The organism is Methylobacterium sp. 1A, from assembly GCF_058072805.1.
Genome location: NZ_JBYQVE010000002.1, coordinates 2,336,995 through 2,359,426 on the forward strand (window position 1 = coordinate 2,336,995; position 22,432 = coordinate 2,359,426).

The following is a 22,432-nucleotide window of genomic DNA, read 5'->3' on the forward strand; positions in this document are numbered from 1 at the left end:
GACAGGTTTCTGGCGGATCGCGGCCGGTTGCGAACACTGAGCGATCTGGCCGCTCGCTCAATGTATGCATACAGTGGTGGGATTACAGGGGTCAATGATGGAATCCTGGAGCCCGACAATCGCCGGCGACACGGGGCCCAAGTACCTCGCCATCGTCCGGGCGTTGGCCGATGACATCCGGGCCGGCCGGCTCTCGCCGGGAGCGCGCCTTCCGCCGCAGCGCGCCCTGGCGAAGCACCTCAACGTCGATCTCACCACGGTCACGCGTGCCTTCAACGAGGCGCGCCGAACGGGCCTGATCGACGCGACCGCGGGACGGGGCAGCTTCGTCCGGGCGTCCCGATCGCCGGCCGGGGAGATGCGCAGGCCCGATCCGTCCGGCAGCGTCGATTTCAGCATGAACATGCCGCCCCAGCCGGAGGCGGCGCGGCTGGCGGAGCGCCTGGACGCGGGTCTGTCGCGGTTGGCCGGTTCGTCCACCTTCCTGGCCCGGATGCAGTACCAGGACAGTGCCGGGAACCTCGCCGACCGGGCGGCGGCGGCCCACTGGCTCGGTCAACGGCTCGGGGCGCTCCCGATGCAGCGCGTCCTCGTGGCCGGCGGTGCCCAGGTCGTGCTCGCCGCCGTGCTCGCTGCCGTCCTGAAGCCGGGCGACGCCCTCTGCGTCCCGGCGCTCACCTATCCCGGGCTGCGCATGGCCGCGGAGCGCCGCGGCGTCCGCCTCCTGCCTGTGGCCGGCGACGCGGAGGGGCTCGACCCGGACGCCCTGCTCGAGCGGTGCCGATCCGATCGGCCGCGGGCCCTGTACCTCGTGCCGACCCTCGACAACCCGACCACCGCGACCCTGCCGGTAATCCGGCGTCGGCGGATCGCCGAGATCTCCCGCACGCACGGCGTTGCCATCATCGAGGACGACGCGTACGGCGCCTTGCCCCACGACGCGCCGGCTCCCATCGCGTCTCAGGCGAGCGACATCACGTGGCACATCGCGACGCTGTCCAAATGCGCGAGTCCCGGCCTGCGCATCGCCTACGTCGCGGTCCCGGGGACGAACGAGGCGGTGCGGCTGGCGGCCGAACTGCGCGCCATCAACATGATGGCCTCGCCCCTCACGGCCGCGCTCGCCTCGCACTGGATCGCCGAGGGCGAGCTCGACGGCATCGTCGCGGCGATCCGGCAGGAGAACGAGCTTAGGCAGGCGGTCGCGCGCGAGACGCTCCGGGACCTGGACGTCTGGGCGCATCCGTGCGGGCACCATCTGTGGCTCCGGCTGCCCGATCCCTGGCGTCGCGGCGAGTTCGGCGCCCACGCGCGCCAGCTCGGCGTGTCGGTCGTCCCGAGCGACGCCTTCGCGGTCGGGGCCGCCCCGGAAGCGATCCGCGTCTCCCTGGGTGCGGCGCCGGACGCCGAGACGCTCCGGTACGGCCTCAGCCTGCTCGCGACGCTGCTGGCGCACCCGCCCGGCGCGATCTCCACCGTTGTCTGAGCCGGCAGAGGCGGCGCGAGCCTCGCGCGCTCGGCCAAGCTGCGCCGCCCGATCGCGCGCCGCCCCGTTCGTCGGCCGGATCGTGCTCGGCGCGCCGCGCTCCCCAACGGCCGACCGACCCATGCCGGTCCGACCCCTCTGACCGCGAAGGGAACGCGATGCTCCAGTGTCTCAGGCGGACGCGCCCGCGGATCCCGCGTCGTCCCTCGCGCGTCTCGGCACTGGCGCTGGTACTGCTCGCGTCAGCCTGCTCGGACGACGGACGGGAGCGCCGCCGCGCCCTGGGCGAGACCCCGACGTTCGATGACGTCATGCGGGTGGCCGACGCGGAGCGCGGCGGGCGGCTGTTCGGTCAGTGCGCCGCCTGCCACACGATCAGCCCGGGGGCGGGCGATCGGAACGGACCCGAACTCTACGGCGTGCTCGGCAAGCCGGTCGCCAGCAACAGCCGGCGCTACGGCTATACCGGGGCGCTCCGGGCGCTGGGCGGCGTCTGGACACCGGAGCGGATGGACCTCTGGCTCGCCGCCCCGGCGAAGCTGGCGCCCGGCACGCGCATGACCTTCCGCGGCCTTCCCGATCCCCTCGATCGGGGGGATCTCATCGCCTATCTCCGGACCCGGTCACCGGGGGACGGTGACGCAGAGGCGCGCCCGTCGCGGCCTTGAGCGGCTCCCCCGGCGGCATCGCGCGTCCTTCGCGACGCGATCGGAGCCGGGATCGTCCTGCCGGTCAGACGAAGCGCGCCGGCAGGGCGACGCCGTGCGCGTACTGGATCAGAGCCGGTGCGAGACCCGCGATCATCGACCAAGCGACGAGCCGGTCGGATCCGGACGCGGTTTCGTCATCCTGCGCGTCGCCATCGGCCGTCCCCTCGCGGTCGCGGCCGGTGATCGGCCGGCTCGGAGCGGCGTCGTGGTCAAGCTCCTCTGCCGCCGGATTGCGCGACGTCTCGCGTTGCGGCACGGACTGACCCGGCGATCCCTCAGATCAGCCCGACGGATTCTTCCGGGAAGCGGATCGCGAAGACCGCCCCCAGCCCCGGACCGGCGCTCTCCGCCGTGGCGCGGCCGCCGTGAAGCTCGGCGATCCGACGGACGATCGAGAGCCCGAGACCGGTCGAATTCTCGCCGCCGGTGGGCTTGGCCGACAGGCGCTGGAACCGCCCGAACACGCGGGCCGAATCCTCCGGCGAGAGGCCGGGCCCGTGGTCGGCGACGGCGCAGATCAGTTCCGCGCCGCGCGGGCCCGGCTCGCGGCTGACCCGGACCGTGATCGCCCCGCCCACCGGGCTGTACTTGATGGCGTTCGAGACGAGGTTGTCGAGGGCCTCGCGCAGGCGCTCGGCGTCGCCGCAGAGGAACAGCTCGTCCGGGCCTTCGCAGACCAGGGTCTGGTCCTTCGCGTCGGCGAGCGGCCGGTCGGCCTCGCAGACCTCCCGGGCGAGGCCCGCGAGGTCGACCGGTTCCCGGCGCAGGCTGATGTCGAGGGCGTCGTTCATCGCGTCGGCCATGAGGCTGTCGATCATGGTCGTCAGCCCTTTGGCGCTGGTGCGCACGTGCTGCACCTGCGCCCGCATCTGCTCCCGGTCGCCCTGCATGTCGATCAGGTCGGACAGCATCTCGGCGCGGCCGAGGATGACCGCCAGCGGGTTCTTCAGATCGTGCGCGATCGTGCCGAGGATCTCGGTCTTGAGACTGTTGGCGCGCCGCAGGTCCGAGCGCTGCAGGTCCAGCCGGCGATTCGCCCGGATCAGCTCGGCGGTCCGCTCGACGACCCGCCGCTCGAGGTCGGCGTTGGTCAGCTGCAGCCGCTCGTAGAGGATGACGTTGTCGAAGGCGATCGACAGCCGGCTCGTAAACAGGGCGATGAGCGACCGGTCGGTCTCGGACAACTGGCGGTCGGCCTCGATCAGCGCGACGATCTCGCTGCCGCTCGCCGTGTGCAGATACAGGGTCGACCAGTGCTCGCCGAAGCTGTGCCGGCGCTCGGCGAAGGCGCGTTCGACGAGGGGTTGCACCCGCTCCTCCAGCGGCCAGCACGGCTCGCGGCCGGCGTAGTGGCCGTAACAGCCGGAGCCGGCCAGAACGCAGAAGCGCTCCTGCGGGGCGGCGGTCTCGCGCAGGACCAGGATGCCGGCGCAGGCGACGTTCAGGAGCGAGGCGACCTGGGTGAGGACGCCCTCCGCCAGGCGCTGCATCGACTTGTGATCGAGGAGCATCGGCGCGGCGTCGATGATGATCTCGAGCCCGCGCCGGGTCTCGTCGAGGCGCTTGAGCTGCTGATGGGCGCGCAGGGCCGCGGTGAGGCTGGTGAACAGCTTGTCGGCGGTCAGCTCGGTCTTCGCCTTGTAGTCGTTGATGTCGTAGTCGACGATGATCCGCCGCTCCGGCGCCTGCCCGGGCTGGCCCGTCCTCAGGATGATGCGCACGGTCTCCTGCCGGAGCTCGCGCCGGATGTAGTCCACCAGCTCCAGCCCGGCATTGTCGGTCTCCATCACCACGTCGAGCAGCACCACCGCCACGTCGCGGCGCTCGGCGAGCAGCACCCGCGCCTCCGCGGCCGAACGGGCGGTGAGAATCTCCAGGCCGCGCCCGTCGAGGGTGTAGCTCGCCAGCGCGTAGCGCGTGCCGTCATGCACGGCCGGATCGTCGTCGATCACGGCGATCACCCAGGCTCCCGCGGTCGGCTGCGCCTCGTCGAGGTCGTCAGGGATCAGCGTGAGGGTGTCATCGTCCATGGCTATGACCTGAAATGCTGCTCGCAATCGGACGACTACGCTAGAAATCGTGTTGAAAACTTGTCACGCTACCGTGAGCCGATACGATTCCTGCATTCGTTCCAGAGCGAACCCGGAAAGTGCGCACCGCTGCGATGACCATACCAGACAGCCCCGCCCCCGGCGCCGCCCGCGGCGGTGCGGCGATCCCGTCGATCGCCGTGGTGGACGACGAGGCGGCGACCCGCGAGATGGTCGGGGATTACCTGAAGCTCCACGGGTTCTCGGTGGTCCTGTGCGACGGCGGGCGCTCCTTGCGGGAGCACCTCGCCGGCCACAGCCCGGACCTGATCGTGCTCGACCTGAACATGCCCGAGGAGGACGGGCTCTCCATCGTGCGCGACCTCAAGGCCCGGACCGCGATCCCGATCATCATGCTCACCGCCACGGCGAGCGCGATCGACCGCGTGGTCGGGCTGGAGCTCGGGGCCGACGATTACTTGCCCAAGCCCTGCGAGTTGCGCGAGCTGGTCGCCCGCGTGCGCTCGGTCCTGCGCCGCGTGCAGACGCCGACCGCCGCGCCGGCCCCGGTTCCCGTGAGCGGGCGCCGCATCCGGTTCGGCACGAAATGGCTGGAGCTCGACGCCCTGCGCCTCAGCGACGATGCCGGTTTGGAGCAGGCGCTCACCCGCTCGGAATTCGACCTGCTGAAGGCGTTCGCCGACAATCCGCGGCGGGCGCTCTCGCGCGAGCGCCTGCTCGACCTCGCCGATGCCCGCGACCCGGACGCGTTCGACCGCGCCATCGACGTACGGATCAACCGCATCCGCAAGAAGGTCGAGCCGGACCCCGGCAATCCGCGCTACATCCGCACCGTGCGGGGCCTCGGATACATATTCCGCCCCGAGGGAGACTGATGCGACCCGGATCAATGTTGCGTCGTGATGGGGTGACGCAACAATTCACGCTCCAGATCTGGCTGGAAGCAATATCCGCGGTACGGAGCGTCCCTATCAGCGTGGCAGGACCGAGGGCCGGAGGTGCCCGGAGGACGGGCCATGCGACACGTGATCGGTACCTCGTCGGCCGCGGCTTTCGGCACGCTCTGCGTCCTGGCGCTCGTCGGCTGGACCCAAGCGGCCAGCACGGTGCCGATGCAGGCCAGCGGGGGCGCAAAAGCCTCCGCGGCGGCCCGTGACGGCGCCGCCTGTGGCGGGGCGGCCTGGCCGTACCCGCCCGGCGCCTGCGCGGGTGCCGGCCCGGTCGGCGACCCGGCGGGCCGTCGCGTCCGGCTCATCGCGGTCGACGCCGCGCCCGGCCGTCGGTGAGGGGCGCGAACCGCCATGCCGCACTTCAGCGACGACCCCGGTGCCGACGAAGATCCCGACCTGCTCGGTGCGCTGCGCCGCATGCTGCACGGCGGAGAACGCGCTCCGCGGCGCCTGCCGACCTGCGCCGAGCGGTTCGGCGTGCCGGCGCCGCGCGATCGCGCGCGTGACGCGCAGGATGCCGTGCTGGCCGGCCCGGACCCGCGGCCGCCCCGATCCCGACATCGCTGAGACCGCTCGTGGCGGATGGCTTCGACGCCGTCTCTGCGCGCGCAGCGAAGCGACCCGGCGGCGCCATATCGGCCGGACGCGCGCAGCCCTGGGTCGCTTCGCTGCGCGCGCGATGACGGGGCGGGCGGCAGCGACCGAAGACTGCGCGCGGACACCGGGTGATCCGGTCGCCGGAACGCCGCCCGATTGCACCGCTCTCCGGCACGGCCTTAAGTTGCTGCCGGACCCCTATGTCGGGACGCGGATGCGGGTTGGACCCAAGATCGCCCTGGTCGGTGGCGTGCCGATCCTCGCCGCCGGCGCGATCGCCATGGCCGGCTGGCTCCTCCTGGCGCAGGAGGAGCGCGCCCGGCGCGGCGCGGTCCTGGCCGCCGACGTGTACCACGACATCGCCACCGCCCGCCTGGTCCGCGACCAGTACGCCGCCGCGGACGCGCAGGACCGGCCCGCCTACGCCGAGCGCTTCGCCAGCCTGACGGCACGGGCCGAGGCCGGCCTCGGCCGGCTCGCCGGCTTCGCCCGCATCGACGAGCAGCGCGCGCGGACCGCCTCGGTAGAGCGGGCGCTGGCCGGCTACCGGGGCGAGATGGACGCCTTCGTCCGCCGGACCCGGGAGAATGACGGCCTGATCCGCGAGATGACGCAGCGGGCCGACACCCTGATCGACCTCACCGACCGGGCGCGCCTGCGGCAGCAGGCCTCGAACGCCGACCTCGCGCGCTCGACGGCCGAGAAGGTCGAGGCGCTGCGGGTCGCCCGGGGCCTCGTGGCCCGCCTCAACGCCCTGAGAGCCCGCAGCGCGGAGAGCGCCGTGCTCGCCGCCCAGGCCGCGGCCCGGAGCGAGGCCCCCGCGGCCGGCCCCGCCGGAGCGGCGGTCTCGGAGGGCGACGGCCCGCGCGCGCAGGGCCTCTTCCGCGCCGCCAGCCGCGACCTCGCGGCGGCGCTGCGGGCCGACGGCCGGGACGCCGACGCGGAGGCCCTCGACGCGCTCACCGCCGAGACGGCGGGGTCGAAGCCGGACCTCCGCGCGAAGCTCGACGCCTGGATCGAGCGCACCTTGAAGATCGAGACGTCCGGCCAGGAGAGCCTGCACGACGAGGTGGCGCAGCTGCTGGCCTATTCCGTGGAGGCCAACGAGATCGAGCGCGCCACCCAGAACGTCGCGATCGGCACCCTCAAGCTGGGGCCGCGCACCGCGGGCGCCCTCCTGCACCGGGACGCGGCCCTCGCCGAGCGGATGCGCGACGAGGGCGAGCGCCTCGCCCGGAGCGCCGCCTCGCTGCCGATCTCGCCGCTGATCCAGGCCGAGATGGTCCAGGCCCTCGACGGGTGGCGCGGGCGCCTCACCACCACCATCGGGGGCCTGCGGCAGCAGAACGCCATGATCGTCGCGATGGACGGGCTCGCCGCGACGATGATCGACAGCGCCAAGGCGCTCAACGACGCCTTCGTGGAGGACGCCGACCGGTCCGGCATCGTCATCCAGCGGATCCTACTCGCCGGCGCGGCCGGGCTCCTGCTGTTCGGCGCGCTGGTCGTGATCCTCGTCGCCCGCTCGATCCTGGTGCCGCTGCGCGCCCTCCAGGGCGACATGGTCATGCTGACCGGTAACCCGGCGGGGGCGGCCGTGCGGGGCACGGCACGCCGGGACGAGCTCGGCGACATCGCCCGCGCCACCGCGGTGTTCGTCTCCGAGATCACCCGCCGGGAAGGCGCGCTGCGCCGGGCCAAGGATCAGGCGGACGTCGCCCTGGTCGAGCTGCGCCGGACCCAGGACAACCTCGTCCGCGCCGAGAAGCTCGCCTCCCTCGGGCAGCTCGTGGCCGGGGTCGCCCACGAGATCAACACGCCGCTGGGCATCGCGCTCACCACCGGGACGCTCATGAGCGACGAGGCGCGGACCTTCCGCACCGGCCTGTCTGCCGGCACGCTGTCGCGGTCCCGGCTGAACCACTTCGTCGACCGGGTCGAGGAGGGCGCCACCCTGCTCTGCACGAATCTCACCCGGGCCGCCGACCTCGTCCAGGGCTTCAAGCAGGTCGCGGTGGACCGCGTCAGCGACGAGTGCCGCAGCGTCGTGCTGGCGACCTGGCTCGACGACCTGCTGACGAGCCTCCGGCCGATGCTGCGCAAGGGCGGCCACGTGGTCGAGCGCGCCTGCCCCGCGGACCTCGTCATCGACACCAATCCCGGCGTGCTCGCGCAGATCGTGACCAACCTCATCGCGAACGCGGTCGTGCACGGCTTCCGCGCGGGCGAGCCGGGACGGATCACCGTGCACGTGTCGGAACGGGAGGACGGCCTCGTGCGGATGGAGGTCCGCGACACCGGTCAGGGCATCCCGCCGGAGCACCTCGACCGGATCTTCGACCCGTTCTTCACGACGGCCCGCAGCGCCGGCAGCACGGGGCTCGGCATGCACATCGTCCACAATCTCGTGACCGCCAAGCTCGGCGGCCGCATCGCGGTCAGCAGCGAGCCCGGCCAGGGGACCGTCGTGCAGGTCGACTTTCCCGCCCAGGGTGCCGGAGCGGCCGCGCGGCCGCGGACCGGCGCGATCCGGACGCCGTGAGGCCGGCCGCGGCATACCGCGCCGGGCAGCGCGCCCTGGCGGCCGGCTTCATCTCGGCGCTGATCCTGGGTCACGGCCCGGCATCGGCGCGCACCTTCGTGTTCTGCTCGGAAGGCAGCCCGGAAACCTTCGATCCCGCCCGCGCCACGACCACCACCACGATGAACGCCGCGTGGCAGGTCTACAATACGCTCGTGGAGTTCGTGCCCGGCACCACGACGATCCGCCCGGCCCTCGCCGAATCCTGGACGGTCTCGGAAGACGGCCGGACCTACGTCTTCGCTCTGCGGGACGGCGTCCGCTTCCACGCCAACGCGCGCTTCACCCCCACGCGCGCCCTGAACGCCGACGACGTGGTGTTCTCGTTCACCCGGCAGCGGCGCTCCGGGCCCGACGGCGCCGCGCAGGGCTTCACCTACTTCCACGATCTCGGCCTCGCCGACCTGATCGAGACCGTCGACGCCCAGGATCCGCGCCACGTCCGCTTCCGGTTGCGCGAGGCCGACACCACCTTCCTCGCCAACATCGCGCAGGCCTTCGGCGCCATCCTGTCCGCCGAGTACGCGGCCGCCCTCGCGGCCGGCAACGCGTCGGACGACCTCGCCCGGGCGCCCGTCGGGACGGGCCCGTTCGTCTTCGAGGGGTACCGGCCGGATCAGGTCCTCCGCTACCGCGCCTTCCCGGATTACTGGCGCCGCCCCGCGGACGGGAACGAGCCGGGCGAGCGCCCCGACGGTCTCGTCTTCGCGATCACGCCGAACGCGGCGGTCCGGCTGAACAAGCTGCGGGCCGGCGAGTGCCACGCCATGGCGTTCCCGGCGACCGGCGACCTCGACGCGATCCGGGCGGAGCCGGGCCTAACGCTGCTCGCGCTGGCCGAGCTGAACGTCGCCTATCTCGCCCTCAACACGACCCGCGCGCCCTTCGGCGACGTCCGGGTGCGGCGCGCGGTCAACCTCGCCATCGACCGGCGGGCGATCGTGGCGGGCGTCTACGGCGATGCCGGGATCCTGGCGCAGGGGCCGCTGCCGCCCGGGATCTGGGCCCACGACGCGGACCTGCCGGACACCCCCTTCGACCGCGGCGAGGCGCTGCGCCTGCTGGCCGAGGCCGGGCTCGCCGACGGCTTCGACGTTGACCTGTGGTATCCGCCAGTCAGCCGACCCTACAACCCGAACGGCCGGCGCGTCGCCGACATGATCCAGGCCGACCTCGCGCAAGTTGGCATCCGCGCGCGCCCGGTCACGCGTCCCTGGAACGCGTACCGCGCCGCCCTGTACGGCGGAGAGCCCACGCTGATGCTCTACGGCTGGACGAGCGACAACGGCGACCCGGACAACTTCCTGAACGTCCTGCTCGGCTGCAAGGCCGCCCAGACCGGCGGCGCCAACCTCGCCCGCTGGTGCGACCCGGCCTACGACCGGCTGGTCGAGGCCGCCCGCCGCACCGGCGACCGGGAGGCGCGCCAGGCTCTGTACCGGCAGGCTCAGGCCATCGCCCGGCGTGCGATGCCCTGGGTGCCCCTGGCCCACACCAAGGTGCATCTGGCGCTCCGCGACGACGTGCTCGGCCTGACAATGGATCCCCTCGGCCGCCACCTGTTCGAGACGGTGCGGTTCCGCGACCCGCGCTGACGGCAACGACAGCGCCGTCCGTGCGAGCGGAGCGAAGCAATCCAGCAGCGCCACGTCCACTAACGGCGCGCATCCCTGGGGCACTTCGCGGCGCTCGCGATGACGGGGTGGGCCGACCGACCGGCCACGCTCACTTCTTGGTCCGCTGCTGGAAGACCCGCAGCACCTGATTGCCCCGCGCCACGGCGTCGTCGAGGGCCCGCTGCGGCGCCTTCGCGCCGTCGAGCGCCGCCTCCAGTTCCTCGGCCCAGATGTCCCGGATCTGCAGCATGTTGCCCAGGCGCAGACCGGCGGTGTTGCGCGTCGGCGGCCGCCGGGTGAGTTCCTGCACGGCGACGTGGAGCTGCGGGTGCCGCTCGAAGAAGCCCTCCGCCACCGCGTCGGCGTAGGCGGCGCGCGTGGTGGGGATGTAGCCGGTGTTCCGGTACATCGCGGCCTGCTGCCGCCCGTCCATCAGGAAGGCCAGGAACCGGGCGACGCCGCGGTACTCGTCCGGCGTCTTGCCCTGCATCACGTAGAGCGAGCCGCCGCCCAGGATCGCGTTCTGCGGCTCCGGCACGACGTCGGGATAGAAGGGCATGGGCACGACCGTCCAGTCGAACCGGGCCGCGGTGGCGACCTTGCCGTACAGGCTGGACGAGGTGAGGAAGATCGCGCAGTCGCCCGAGACGAACCGGTTCTCGCCGCGATTGACGCGGTCGTTGTACTCGAACACGCCCGCGCGCTTCAGGTCGACGAGGTTCTGCAGGTGGCGGACCTGGAGCGGGCCGTTGAAGACGAGTTCGGCATCGTAGCCGTCCAGGCCGTTGGAGCGGGTCGCGAGCGGCCGGTCGTGCCAGACGGACAGCTGCTCGAGATGCACCCAGGTCGGCCAGGCGGAGGACAGGGCGCACCGCTTGCCGTCCGCCGCCTTGAGCCGCCGCGCGGCCTCGAAGACCTCGGGCCAGGTCGCCGGGGGCTGCTTGGCGTCGAGTCCCGCCAGACGGAACCGGTCGCGGTTGATCCACATCACCGTCGAGGAGACGTTGAAGGGGAGTGACAGCATCCCGCCCTCGGCATCCCGATAATTCGTGGCGACGACCGGCAGGAAGTCCTCGGGCGTCACCGAGAGCCCGGCCTCCCGCATCACGGTGGCGACGGACCTGACGGCGCCGACGGCGGCCGCCATGGTGCCGTTGCCGACCTCGAAGACCTGCAGCAGGTGCGGCGCCGCGCCGGTGCGGTAGGCCGTGATGCCGCTGCTGATCGTCTCGGCGTAGGAGCCCTTGTAGACCGGCACGACCCGGTAGTCCGGCTGGGAGGCGTTGAAGGTCTCGGCGAGGCGGGTCACCAGCTCGCCGTTCGGCCCGTCCAGGGCGTGCCAGAACTGGATCTCGGTGAGGGCCGCGGCGGGCAGCGGGCGCAGCGCGGCGGGCAGCCCGACGAGTAGCCCGACGAGCAGCGTCATGAGCAGGCCGGCGCTCGGCAGCCTCGAGCGGCCGACGCCGCGCCGGATGGGTTGCGTCGCGCCGCTCATGCCAGCCGCTCCGGTAGCCACAGCCGCAGCACCGTGCCGGCACCCGCGCTGCTCTGCAGTTCGACCCGCCCCTGGAGGCGGTTCACCACGAGGTTGTGGACGATGTGCAGGCCCAGGCCCGTGCCGCCGCGGGCGCGGGCCGTCGTGAAGAACGGGTCGAACACGCGGCCGAGGTCGGCCCCGTCGATGCCGCGCCCGTCATCGGCGATGGAGAGGCCGATGCCGTCCCCGGACCGGATCCCCGTGATGGTGATGCGGCCGCCCTCCCGATCCTGGAAGCCGTGCTCGATCGCGTTCTTGACGGCGTTCGAGACGACCTGCGCCAGGATCCCCGGCAGGGTGTCGACGACGAGATCGGGCGGGCAGTCGACCTCGAACACGTGGCGGCCGGGCCGCGCCAGGGCGCGCAGGCTCTTCAGGAGCTCGTCGATCCAGTCCGCGAGGTTCAGCGGGCGGCGGTCCTCGATGGCCTGATCGGCCGCCACCTGCTTGAAGCTGTAGAGGAGATCGGCCGCGCGCATCAGGTTGCTGGTCAGGAGCTGCGCGCCCTCCCGCATCCGCCCGGCATACTGGGTCAGCCGCGACCGGGAGAGCTGGTTGTCCCCGACCATGCGCGCGAACGCCGCCGAGTCGGACTGGACCTGCGTCGCCGTGGTCAGGGCGATGCCGAGCGGGGTGCTGATCTCGTGCGAGACGCCCGCCACGAGCTGCCCGAGCGAGGCGAGCCGCTCGGCGCGGATCAGGTCCTCCTGGGCCTGCCGCAGGGTCGTGAGCGCGTCGTCGGCGCGCTGGGAGGCGTTGCGCCGGTCCGCTTCGCGGCGGCGGATCTGCTCCAGGAACGCGTTGGTCGCCCTGGCGATGTCGCCGAGTTCGTCGCGTCGGGTGAGCAGGTGACTGTCGCGGCCGATATCCTCGGGGGCGGGCGCGGCGGCGGCGGTGACGATGCTGTGCTGGAGCGCGTGCAGCGGCCGGGTGATCGAGCGCGCCACCGCGGCGGCGGCGCCGATCCCCAGGCACAGGGCGCCGACCGCCCCCACGACCAGCAGCTGCCGGATCACGCTGCCGAACTGGTCGGCATCGTCGATGAAGGCCCGGCTCAGGGTCTGCGCGTTGGCGCTCATCGTGGCGGCGCGGCTGTCCATGTCGGCGATGGTCTCGTTCTGCTCGCCGATCTTCTCGATCGTCGCGGCGAGCTGCGTGCGCCACCCGTCGATCGCCTCCGCCATCTCGTCCCGGATGCTCACCGGGATGAGCAGCGTCCGGGACGTGCCCGACAGCTCCGCGCCCGCCTCCAGCACCCGCGACGCTTCCGCAGTATCCTGGCGCGCCAGGGCCGCATCCGTCCGCCGGGCCAGGCGCAGGGCCGTGAGGGCGATGTCCTGGGCGGAGAGCTCGGCCTCGTTCGAGAGGACCGAGTGACGGATCAGGAGCGCGACCTCCTCGTACAGCCGGTTCTGCCGGGTGACGTTCACTTGGACGAGCTGGTCGCACCACTCGACCAGGACGCGGCCGGCCTGGGTCGCGCGGGTCAGTTCGAAGCCCTCGGAGAGCACCCTGTTGAGGCCGTCCTCGGTCCGGCTCCGGTCGCGGTACGCCTTCAGGAGCTCCGTCGCCCGGTCCGCCGCCCCCGCCTCGCCGTCGACCCGCAGGACGCGGCGCAGCCGGTCGCCCACCGCATCGAGCTGCCGCAGGTCGGCGGCGAGCTCATCGAACTCGATCGGGAAGACCGGGCGGCCGATGCGCGCCCGGTTCAGCTCCGCGGTGCTGATCGCCTCCCGGAGCTCCCGGAGGGCCGTGACGACACCCTGGTTCCGCTCCAGCTCGGCATCCTTGACGGCCAGGACGGCGATCAGCTGAGCGTTGTCTTGCTGCTGGCGCCGGCGCGCGACGTCGGTCAGGGCCACCAGGGCGTCCGCCCGCCGGGCCATATCGGCGATCGTCGCGTTCGCCGTCCGCTCGGAGAGCAGGAGCGAGCGCATACGCGTCACCTGCGAGTTCAGATCGCCCGTGACGGTCGCCACGAGAGCCGACTGGCCGCGGGTGCGCGCGAGACCCTCCAGACGTTCGAGCTGCCCGGCCGCCGTGGCGGCCCGCTCGTCGAAGCGTCGCTCGGCCTCGTCCCGCCGCGCGGTGCCGCCGCTGACGGCATCCGCCCGCGCCCGGTTCATCGACGTCAGCGTCTGTGCGGTCTCCGTCGCCACCACGGCGCCGGTCCGGGCCCGCTCGGCCTCGTAGAGCAGGATCCAGGCGCCCAGCGCGATGGCGGCCGCGACGAGAATCGGGATCGCGCCGACCACGAGGACGCGGCGCGCGATCCCGGACCTCCCCAACCCGCGGATCATCGCGCCGCGCACCGTGTCCCGCGCCCCGTCACCCGTCCCGCTCCCCGATCCATCGCTGATTCCGCGACGACACAGTCCGTTATTGTGCCATCGACGCGATGACTTCCCGAGAGCGCTGAAGCAACACGGGACGCAATATTCCCGCAGCACCGCTTGCGTAGATACCGCCCCGCACAACGGTCCTCGAAGGCCGAATGAGGGGAAACACCATGCTCGACGTCATCGCCCGCCTCCTGCTCTCGGCCGGCATCATGGTTGGAACGACCTACCTGCCGGCGCTCTCGCAGGCCGTCACCGGGCAGCAGGCCGGCACCCGGAGCTACGCCGCGGACGCGCCCGCCTGCCCGGTCAAGCCCACGATGGCCGGGATCCGCGCCCGGTCCTGCCTGGGCTGACCGGCGTGGAGACGCTTCCTCTGATCCTGCTCATCGGCGGGAATGTCCTGCTCGCGATCGTGATCCCGCTCCTCGTCTGAGCGCGCCGCGATCATGCTCCGCGAGGCCGCCGGAAGGCCGGTCGACCAGGGCCCGCCGCGAACCGCCGCCGCGGTCGGCAGTTGCCCGCCGGTGAGGCCTCGATTAGCCGGTCGATGCGGCCGGCTCGGGCCGCGCCCCGTGTCACGATGCGCCGCCCATGCCCGCGTCTCCAAGCCTCGCCCGGGACCGATCCCGCATCGCGGCCCTCGCTCTGGCGACGCTGATCGGCGTCGGCGATCCCCGCCCGGGCTGGTCCCTCGACATGCCGGACAGCCCGCGTCCCGCCCGGCCGTCCCGGCCGGTGCCGCCGGAGCTGGCTGCGGCCCTCGCGGCGTACAGGACCTACGTCGTGGCCCAGGCCGACGCCTTCGTGCGCGAGACCGCGCGCTTCGTCGCGGCGATCCAGGCCGGGCAGCTCGCGGAGGCGCGCCGGCTCTACGCCCCGGCGCGCGCGCCCTACGAGCGTATCGAGCCGGTGGCGGCCCTGTTTCCCGAGCTGATCAAGCGTCTCGACGTGCGCAGCGACGAGTTCGAGCTGCGCGAGCGCGATCCCGCCTTCGTCGGCTTCCATCGGCTGGAGATGGCGCTGTTCACCCTCGGCACCACGGAGGGGCTCGGCGAGGTCGCGGAGCGGCTCACCGCCGAGACCGTGACCCTGCGCGACCGACTCGCGGCGCTCGCCATCCCGCCCGCCCGGGCGGTCGGGGCGGCCTCGGCCCTGATCGAGGGGATCGCCGCCACCAAGATCAGCGGCGAGGAGGAGCGCTACAGCCGCACCGACCTGTGGGACTTCCAGGCCAATATCGAGGGCTCGAAGGTGGTGTTCACGCTCCTGCGGCCGCTGCTGACGGACCGGGACTTCGTCGCCCGGGTCGAGCGCAGCTACAAGCGGGTCGAGGACCTGCTCGCGCGCTACCGCAGTCCGGACGGCGGCTTCCAGAGCTACGACAACCTGACCGCCCGCGACCGCAACGCCCTGAAGGGGCCCATCACCCTTCTGGCTGAAGATCTGTCGACGCTGCGTGGCCGGTTGGGTCTAGACTGATATCATTGTCGAGGTGCCGCCCTGTGGCCTTTGTTCGAGGCTACAGGGGGCAACACACACAGACCTTGCCGAGCGATGATGCGTTTCCCGTCACCGGTTCCCACCCGCCGCCGGTTTCTCGGCGGCCTCGGCGCCGCCGCGCTCGTCGGCCCGGCCCGGGCCGAGGACGCCACGCCGACCATCGCCACGGAAGGGACGCTCGTCGCCCAGCCCTTCTACGGCCCCCACCAGGCCGGGATCGTCACCCCGCAGCCGGCCGCCGCCCTGTACGTCGCCTTCGACGTGCTGGCCGAGCGGCGCGGCGAGCTGCCCCACCTGTTCCGGATGCTCACCGAGCGCCTCGCCTTCCTGACGCGCGGCGGTGCCGTGCCCGATCTTCACCCGCAGCTCCCGCCGCGCAATTCCGGCATCCTCGGGCCGACCATCCTCCCGGACAATCTCACCGCCACCGTCTCGGTCGGCGCGAGCCTGTTCGATTACCGGTTCGGCCTGGGTCGCGCTCGCCCGCGCCATCTCGGGCCGATGGAGCGCTTCCCCAACGACGCGCTCGACCCGGCGCAGTGCCACGGCGACCTGCTGATCCAGTTCTGCTCGAACACCGCCGAGACCAACATCCACGCCCTGCGCGACGTCATCAAGGCGACGCCCGGCCTCCTCACACCGCGCTGGAAGATGGAGGGCTTCCTCCCGCCCCACGTTGTGAAGACCATGGGGGCCGACACCGTGCGCAACATGCTCGGCTTCAAGGACGGCACCGCCAACCTCGACGTGCGGGACCTCCGGATGATGGACCGTTACGTCTGGGTCGGAGCGGGGCAGGACGAGCCGGCCTGGACGACGGGCGGAAGCTACCAGGTCGTGCGGATCATCCGCACCCTCGTCGAGCGCTGGGACCGCACGCCGCTCGGCGAGCAGGAGGCCATCATCGGGCGGCACAAGGGCAGCGGCGCGCCGCTTCGGCAGGGACACGAGCGCGACGTCCCCGACTACGCCGCCGACCCGGACGGCGAGGCGATCTCGCTGGCGGCCCATATCCGTCTCGCCAATCCGCGCCTGCCGGGCACCGAGGGCAGTTTGATCCTGCGCCGCAGCTACAACTATTCCCGCGGGCTGACCGCCGCCGGCCAGCTCGACATGGGCCTGCTGTTCGTCTGCTACCAGGCCGACCTCGCCGCCGGATTCGTCACCGTGCAGAACCGTCTGTCCGGCGAGGGGCTCGAAGAGTACATCCGCCCGATCGGCGGCGGCTATTTCTTCGCTCTGCCCGGCGTGCCGGGGCCCGGCTCCTTCCTCGGGGAAGGAATGCTGGCCACGACCTAGACGGCGTCGACGCGGATTCCGGCTCGGACCACCGCCCCCGGATGCTGCGCCCGGGGCGCCCGAGAGACCGGCCGCCCGCGGGACCGCTCCCGCGCTCAGTCGCCGTCCGTCTGCCCCGCGATCAGGGCCATGCGGACGAGTTCGGAAAGGCTGCCGGCCTGGAGCTTGGACATGACGTTCGCCCGGTAGATCTCCACCGTCCGCGGGCTGATGCCGAGATCGAGGCCGATCACCTTGTTGGCCTTGCCGGCGATCAGTCCCTCCAGCACCTGCCGCTCGCGCTCGGTCAGTTCGGCCAGGCGCGCCCGCACCGCGTCGCGCTCGGACGCGCGCTTGGCCGTCCGGTCCGAGCGCGCCAGGGCCGAGCGGATGCTGGCGAGGAGCACCTCGTCGTCGAACGGCTTCTCGATGAAGTCGACCGCGCCGGCCTTCATGGCCGCGACCGCGAGGGCGACGTCCGCGTGGCCCGTCATGACGATGACCGGCGGCAGGCTGCCCCGCTGACGGAGGCGGTGCAGGAGCTCGACGCCGTCGATGCCGGGCATGCGCACGTCGGTGACGACGCAGCCGACGCGCTCGGGCTCCGCCGCCAGGAAGGCGGTCGCGGAATCGTGGACGCGGACGGTCAGCCCGTCGGTCGCCAGCAGGAAGGCCAGCGCCTGACGCACCGCGAGATCGTCGTCCACGATGTGCACGGGCGCGTCACTCGACATGAGCCATCTCCTCGCGGTCGAAGGTGCGCAGGGTGAAGCGGAAGGTCGTCCCGCCGTCCGGACCGGGTCCGGCCTGGATCTTGCCGCCGTGGGCCTCGACGATCGTCCGGCAGATCGACAGGCCGACGCCCATGCCGTTCGCCTTCGTCGTCACGAAGGGCTGGAAGAGCTGCTCGGCGATCTCGGGCGCGATGCCGGTCCCGGTATCCGACACGCGCACCTCGACCAGGCCCTCGGCGGGCAGCGCCCGCGTGGCGACGGTCAGGTCGCGCCGGGCGACGTCCTGCATGGCCTCGATCGCGTTGCGGATGAGGTTGAGCAGGACCTGCTGCACCTGGATCCGGACCGCCATCACGAGGGGCGCGTCCGGGTCGAGATCGAAGCGGACGCGCACGCCCTTCTCCTTGGCGCCGACGAGGGCCAGGGCGCTCGCTTCCTCGATCAGCTTCGGCAATCCCTCGATGTGGCGCTCGCTCTCGCCGCGCGACACGAAATCCCGCAGGTGCCGGATCACCTGCCCGGCTCTCAGGGCTTGGTCGGCCGCCTGGTTCACCGCGTCGGCGAGCAGGGGCACCTCGGGACCCTCCATGCGCCCGAGGAGGCGGCGGCAGCCCTTCAGGTAGCTCGCGATCGCCGTCAGGGGCTGGTTGATCTCGTGGGCCAGGGTCGAGGCCATCTCGCCTAGGGCGGTGAAGCGCGACATGTGCACCAGCTCGGACTGCAGCTCCTGCAGGCGCGTCTCGGTCTCGTTCCGCTCGGTGAGGTCGCGGATGAAGCCGGTGAAGTAGCGCTCGCCGCCCGAGCGCATCTCCCCGACCGACAGCTCCATGGGGAAGGTGGAGCCGTCCTTGCGCTGGCCGACCACGACGCGGCCGATGCCGATGATCCGGCGCTCGCCCGTCCGGAGGTAGCGGGCCATGTAGGCGTCGTGCTGGCTGCGGTACGGCTCCGGCATCAGCACGCTGACGTTCCGCCCGACCATCTCGTCCGAGCCGTAGCCGAACTGGCGCACGGCGGCCGCGCTGAACGACTTGATCTGCGCCTGCTCGTCGATGACGATCATCGCATCGGGCACCGTGTCGAGGATCGAGCGCAGGTGTGCCTCGCGCGCCCGCAACTCCTCGTCGGCCTGCTTCTGCGCGTGGATGCTGAAGACCACGCCCCGGTGCCGGCACGGCCGGCCGCCGGCATCGACCTGCACGCGCCCGCGCGAGCGCAACCAGTGAACGCGTCCATCGGGATGCACGGCGCGGAAGTCGATCTCGTAGCTTCCGCCGTCCGTCAGCGCGCGCCCGATCGCCGCCGCCCGGGCGGCGCGGTCGTCCGGGTGAACGCGCGCTTGGATCTCGTCCAGGGTGGTGAGACGGTCCGGCGGCACGCCGAACAGGCGGATGCAGGACGGGAGGATCGTGACGCGCCCGGTCGGGATGTCGAGGGCCCAGCCGCAGATGCCGGCCTCGTCCAGCGTCAGCCGCAGGCCGTCGGCGTCGAAGGGGCCGCCGTCGCCGGTGGCGGGCGCGTATGGGTGTTCATCCGTCGTCATGTCAGTCGCGCGCGGGGGGGACGGCACCGTCATCCGTCCGGGTCGTCGGCGCCCGTCTTACACCGCCGGTTGCATCAGCAAACAGCCGGGGGGCGCGCGTGCGCGCCGCAGCGGCTCACGGCGTCGCCGTCGCGCCCCGCTTCCGCGCGGTGACTTGCCGAAGCAGGCGTCCGAGCTGCTCGGCCGAGTAGGGTTTGTATAGGACCGAGAATCCGTGCGCGCCGTCCTGCGCGAGGACGTGGCTGTAGCCTGAGGCCAGGAGCACCGGAAGCCGCGGCATCCGGCGCCTGAGTTCCTGCGCGAGGGCCAGCCCGCCCATCCCCGGCATCACTACGTCCGAGAACACGACGTCGAACTCCGTTCCCTCGGGTCCGAGCCGGTCCAAGGCTTCCTCGGCATTCGCCGCCCAGGTGGTCTCGTAACCGAGATCTTCCAGAATCTGCGTGGCGAAGGTGCCGACCTCGACGTTGTCCTCCACCACCAGAACGCGCTGGCCGGAACCGATGGGGGAGGCCGGCTCCGCGGGGGCTACGGCGGCGTACGGCGCGGACTCGGCCGCGACTTCGGGCAGGTAGAGCGTGAAGGTCGTCCCCGCGCCGAGCACGCTCTCGACCGCGACATCGCCGCCGGACTGCTTCGCGAAGCCGAATACCTGGCTCAGGCCCAGGCCCGTCCCCTTGCCGACCTCCTTGGTGGTGAAGAACGGCTCGAAGATCCGGTCCAGCACGTTCGGGGCGATGCCGGAGCCGGAATCGGTGAGCGCGATCGCCGCGAACGGCCGCGCGCTCGCCGCGTGCCCGCGGATCGCCGGCAGAGGGCAGGTGCAGGTCAATCGCAGCGTGAGGGTGCCCTCGCCGTCCATCGCGTCGCGCGCGTTGACGGCGATGTTCACCAGCGCCGTCTCGAACTGGCTCAGGTCGGCGCGCACGGCGCAGGAGACTTCCGGGATCGCGGTGACGACCCGGATCCGCGCGCCCGTCACCGTGTCGAGCAGCTCGGCCACGGCCCGCAACCGGTCGCCGAGGTCGAAGACCTGCGGGTCCAGGGTCTGGCGGCGGGCGAAGGCGAGAAGCTGGCCGGTCAGCTTGGCGGCGCGATCGACCGTGTCGGACACCGCGTCGAGGTAGCGGGCCTTGCGCGCCTCGGGCAGCTCGGGCCGGCGCAGGAAGTCGACGGACGAGCGGATGATGGTCAGCAGGTTGTTGAAGTCGTGCGCCACGCCGCCGGTGAGCTGGCCCACGGCCTCCATCTTCTGCGACTGGCGCAGCGCCTCCTCGGTCTTGAGCAGCTCTCCGGTGCGCTCGGCGACACGGCTCTCCAGGGTCTCGTTCAACTCGCGCAGGCGGTCTTCCGCCAGCTTGCGGTCGTGGATGTCGGTCGATGTCCCGAACCAGGCGGTGATGGTCCCTCCGGGATCGCGCAGCGGTTCGGCCCGGGCCATGTACCAGCGATACGCGCCGTCGTGCCGCCGATAGCGCACCTCGATCTCGTATGTGACACCGCGCTCGCGCGCGTCCGCCCAGACCGCCGCCGTCCGCGCGCGATCGTCCGGATGCACCGCCTCGATCCAGCCATCGGGCAGCGACGCCTGCGTGTCGAGGCCGGTATACGCGCACCAGCGGTCGTTCAGGTAATGCAGCCGGCCGTCCGGCGAGGCGAACCAGACGAAGGCCGGCACGACGTCGGTCAGCGTGCGCAGCCGCGCCTCGGCCTCGCGGCGCTCGTCGATGTCGATGACCGAGCCGAAATAGCCGAGGAACGCGCCGTCGGAGGCGAACCGCGGCGACGCGGCGTCGAGCGCCCAGCGGTACCGGCCGTCCCCGTCCCGGAGGCGGTATTCGAGGCGGAACGACGCTCGGTCGGCGTTCGCCGCCAGGAACACCTGCTCGGAGTGGGCGCGGTCGTCGGGATGGATCGCGTCCAGCCAGCCGAGGCCGAGCGCCTCGGCCTCCGCCTGCCCGGTGAACTCGTACCAGCGCCGGTTGAGGTAGATGCACGCCCCGGTCTCGTCGGTGATCCAGGTCATCACCGGCGCGTCGTCCGCCATGGCGCGGAAGCGGGCCTCGCTCTCCCTGAGCCGCGCGTCGGCCTCGTGGCGGAACGTGACGTCGCTGGCCATCCCGAACCACTCGGTGACGGTCCCGTGCCGATCGATCAGCGGCACCGCGCGCGACAGCGTCCAGCCGACGCCGCCGTCGGCGCGCCGGACCCGGTGCTCGAGTTCGAACAGGCCCTTGCGGCTGACCGCGTCGTTGACGGCGGCCATGACCTCGGACCTGTCGGCCGGATCGACGTAGCGGTCGAGCCAGCGCACGCTCGGCTCCGCCATGTCGGACAGGAAGCCGCGGCCGTGGAGCTGGCGCATCTCCTGCCAGTCCGGGCTCATGCGGTAGACCACGTCGGAGGTCGCGTGGACCAGGGCGCGGAGCCGCGCCTCGCTGAGCCGCAGGCTCGCCTCCGCGCCGACACGCTCGATATGCGCCCAGCAGCGCTCGGTCGCTTCGCGGATGAGCGCGAGCTCGGCGCGCGACCAGCGGTGAGGCCGCGCGTGGTGGACGGCCATCAGGGCGGCGAGCCGTCCGTCCTTCACCAGCGGCATGCAAATGGTGGCCGCGATCCCGATCGCCCGGAAGGCCTCGGCCTCGTGCGGGGCGAGCTCGGCGGCGTTGTCGTTGATGATGAGCGGCCGGCCGGCATTGAGTTCCTGGACGGCCAGGGCGCCGAAATCGGCGAGGCTGTAGTGCCCGAGGATCGAGGGCGCCGTCGGCACGTGCCAGTTGCCGCGGATGGTGAAGCCGTCGCCGTCCGGATCCATGTCGGCGTAGGCGCAATTCGACAGGTTCAGGTGTGCGTCGACGCAGCGCGTGGTGATCTCCAGGATCGTGCCGGCGTCGCGGGCGTTCGCGGTTGCCTGGCCCAGCTGGTCGAGGAAGCCGAGGCGGCTCTCGTTCTCGGCGATCCGACGCTCGCTGAGGACGCGCTCGGTGATGTCGCGCACCGTGGCGAGCGTGCCGATCGGCGTCCCGTCGTCGTCTAGGATGGGCGTGTAGTCGAGGTCCATCCAGACCGTCTCCGGACGCCCGTGTCGCCAGAGCTCCAGTTCCTGGGCGCGGAAGCTGAGCGGACGACCGGCCAGGCCGCTGGCGATCACGTGCGCGTTGAAGGCGCGGGCTTCCGGCCAGAGTTCCAGGAGACGCCCGCCGAGGGCCTCCGGATGGCGCGGGCCGCAGACCTCCGCGTAGCCCCGGTTGTAGACCAGGATCCCGTCGATTCCCCAGATCGCCACCGTCGGGACCGGCGAGAGCAGCAGGGTCTGGACGATGGTCCGGACGGGCGCGGGCCAGGAGGCGATGGCCCCGAGCGGCGTCGCCGCCCAGTCATGACCGCGGATCAGGTCGCCGAGATCCCCGCCTCCGACCGGAGACCAGTTCTGCGGGACGGCCGCGCGCGTCATCGATGCGAATACCGAAACCGTTCCATCGCGGCGCTTGTCGACGCGCGGGCGCG

The 22,432-nt window shown here is 72.2% G+C and carries 17 protein-coding genes; 10 read left to right on the forward strand and 7 right to left on the reverse strand.

Annotated elements, in window-relative coordinates; genetic code table 11:
- Positions 1-94: 94 nt before the first annotated feature.
- Both ACX9MN_RS31075 and ACX9MN_RS31080 read left to right on the forward strand, forming a co-directional pair.
- The gene (locus ACX9MN_RS31075; RefSeq protein ID WP_489726288.1) at positions 95-1,486 is read left to right on the forward strand and encodes an aminotransferase-like domain-containing protein; all 1,392 of its coding nucleotides are present in this window, start codon (positions 95-97) and stop codon (positions 1,484-1,486) included.
- Between the two features lie 158 nt (positions 1,487-1,644).
- The gene (locus tag ACX9MN_RS31080) at positions 1,645-2,154 is read left to right on the forward strand and encodes a c-type cytochrome (RefSeq protein ID WP_331298772.1); all 510 of its coding nucleotides are present in this window, start codon (positions 1,645-1,647) and stop codon (positions 2,152-2,154) included.
- Between the two features lie 64 nt (positions 2,155-2,218).
- Here the strand turns inward: ACX9MN_RS31080 and ACX9MN_RS31085 are convergent, their stop codons facing one another.
- Both ACX9MN_RS31085 and ACX9MN_RS31090 read right to left on the reverse strand, forming a co-directional pair.
- Positions 2,219-2,452, reverse strand: coding sequence for a hypothetical protein (locus tag ACX9MN_RS31085; protein ID WP_489726289.1), 234 nt, complete (start codon positions 2,450-2,452; stop codon positions 2,219-2,221).
- Between the two features lie 19 nt (positions 2,453-2,471).
- Positions 2,472-4,226: an ATP-binding response regulator gene (locus ACX9MN_RS31090; protein ID WP_091680607.1), complete on the reverse strand. Its 1,755-nt coding sequence runs from the start codon at positions 4,224-4,226 to the stop codon at positions 2,472-2,474.
- Between the two features lie 134 nt (positions 4,227-4,360).
- Between ACX9MN_RS31090 and ACX9MN_RS31095 the strand changes: the two genes are divergently transcribed.
- The 5 genes from ACX9MN_RS31095 to ACX9MN_RS31115 all read left to right on the forward strand — a co-directional run bounded on the left by ACX9MN_RS31095 (position 4,361) and on the right by ACX9MN_RS31115 (position 9,970).
- Positions 4,361-5,122: a response regulator gene (locus ACX9MN_RS31095; RefSeq protein WP_056533312.1), complete on the forward strand. Its 762-nt coding sequence runs from the start codon at positions 4,361-4,363 to the stop codon at positions 5,120-5,122.
- Between the two features lie 141 nt (positions 5,123-5,263).
- Complete coding sequence (locus ACX9MN_RS31100) at positions 5,264-5,533, forward strand: hypothetical protein (protein ID WP_020093134.1); 270 nt, start codon at positions 5,264-5,266, stop codon at positions 5,531-5,533.
- A gap of 15 nt (positions 5,534-5,548) precedes the next feature.
- Entirely contained in the window at positions 5,549-5,764 is a 216-nt protein-coding gene (locus ACX9MN_RS31105; protein WP_020093135.1) for a hypothetical protein, read from the forward strand.
- Between the two features lie 244 nt (positions 5,765-6,008).
- A complete protein-coding gene (locus ACX9MN_RS31110) occupies positions 6,009-8,336 on the forward strand; it encodes an ATP-binding protein (RefSeq protein ID WP_489726290.1) in 2,328 nt (775 codons plus the stop codon).
- Complete coding sequence (locus ACX9MN_RS31115; RefSeq protein ID WP_489726291.1) at positions 8,333-9,970, forward strand: ABC transporter substrate-binding protein; 1,638 nt, start codon at positions 8,333-8,335, stop codon at positions 9,968-9,970. Before ACX9MN_RS31110 ends, ACX9MN_RS31115 begins: the two co-directional genes overlap by 4 nt.
- A 130-nt stretch (positions 9,971-10,100) precedes the next feature.
- Here ACX9MN_RS31115 and ugpB read toward each other — a convergent pair whose 3' ends face one another.
- Together ugpB and ACX9MN_RS31125 are read right to left on the reverse strand one after the other, a co-directional pair.
- A complete protein-coding gene (ugpB, locus tag ACX9MN_RS31120) occupies positions 10,101-11,486 on the reverse strand; it encodes a sn-glycerol-3-phosphate ABC transporter substrate-binding protein UgpB (RefSeq protein ID WP_091928030.1) in 1,386 nt (461 codons plus the stop codon).
- Entirely contained in the window at positions 11,483-13,828 is a 2,346-nt protein-coding gene (locus ACX9MN_RS31125; RefSeq protein ID WP_489726292.1) for an ATP-binding protein, read from the reverse strand. The genes ugpB and ACX9MN_RS31125 overlap by 4 nt, the downstream gene beginning before the upstream one ends.
- Before the next feature lie 209 nt (positions 13,829-14,037).
- Here ACX9MN_RS31125 and ACX9MN_RS31130 point away from each other — a divergent pair, with 209 nt between their 5' ends.
- The 3 genes from ACX9MN_RS31130 (at position 14,038) to efeB (ending at position 16,669) form a co-directional block, all read left to right on the forward strand.
- A complete protein-coding gene (locus ACX9MN_RS31130; protein ID WP_489726293.1) occupies positions 14,038-14,223 on the forward strand; it encodes a hypothetical protein in 186 nt (61 codons plus the stop codon).
- Positions 14,224-14,461: 238 nt separating this feature from the next.
- Positions 14,462-15,349 carry an iron uptake system protein EfeO gene (gene efeO, locus ACX9MN_RS31135; RefSeq protein WP_020093141.1) on the forward strand — a complete coding sequence of 296 codons (888 nt, stop codon included), beginning with the start codon at positions 14,462-14,464 and terminating at the stop codon, positions 15,347-15,349.
- A 78-nt stretch (positions 15,350-15,427) separates the two neighbouring features.
- Positions 15,428-16,669, forward strand: a complete 1,242-nt coding sequence (gene efeB / locus ACX9MN_RS31140; protein WP_489726376.1) for an iron uptake transporter deferrochelatase/peroxidase subunit — start codon at positions 15,428-15,430, stop codon at positions 16,667-16,669.
- A gap of 95 nt (positions 16,670-16,764) precedes the next feature.
- On the opposite strand, the gene fixJ is transcribed toward efeB, so the two are convergent.
- The 3 genes from fixJ to ACX9MN_RS31155 all read right to left on the reverse strand — a co-directional run bounded on the left by fixJ (position 16,765) and on the right by ACX9MN_RS31155 (position 22,379).
- Positions 16,765-17,382, reverse strand: a complete 618-nt coding sequence (gene fixJ, locus ACX9MN_RS31145) for a response regulator FixJ (RefSeq protein WP_091978125.1) — start codon at positions 17,380-17,382, stop codon at positions 16,765-16,767.
- The gene (locus ACX9MN_RS31150) at positions 17,372-18,925 is read right to left on the reverse strand and encodes a PAS domain S-box protein (RefSeq protein ID WP_489726294.1); all 1,554 of its coding nucleotides are present in this window, start codon (positions 18,923-18,925) and stop codon (positions 17,372-17,374) included. The genes fixJ and ACX9MN_RS31150 overlap by 11 nt, the downstream gene beginning before the upstream one ends.
- Before the next feature lie 115 nt (positions 18,926-19,040).
- Positions 19,041-22,379: a PAS domain S-box protein gene (locus tag ACX9MN_RS31155; RefSeq protein WP_489726295.1), complete on the reverse strand. Its 3,339-nt coding sequence runs from the start codon at positions 22,377-22,379 to the stop codon at positions 19,041-19,043.
- Positions 22,380-22,432 lie beyond the last annotated feature (53 nt).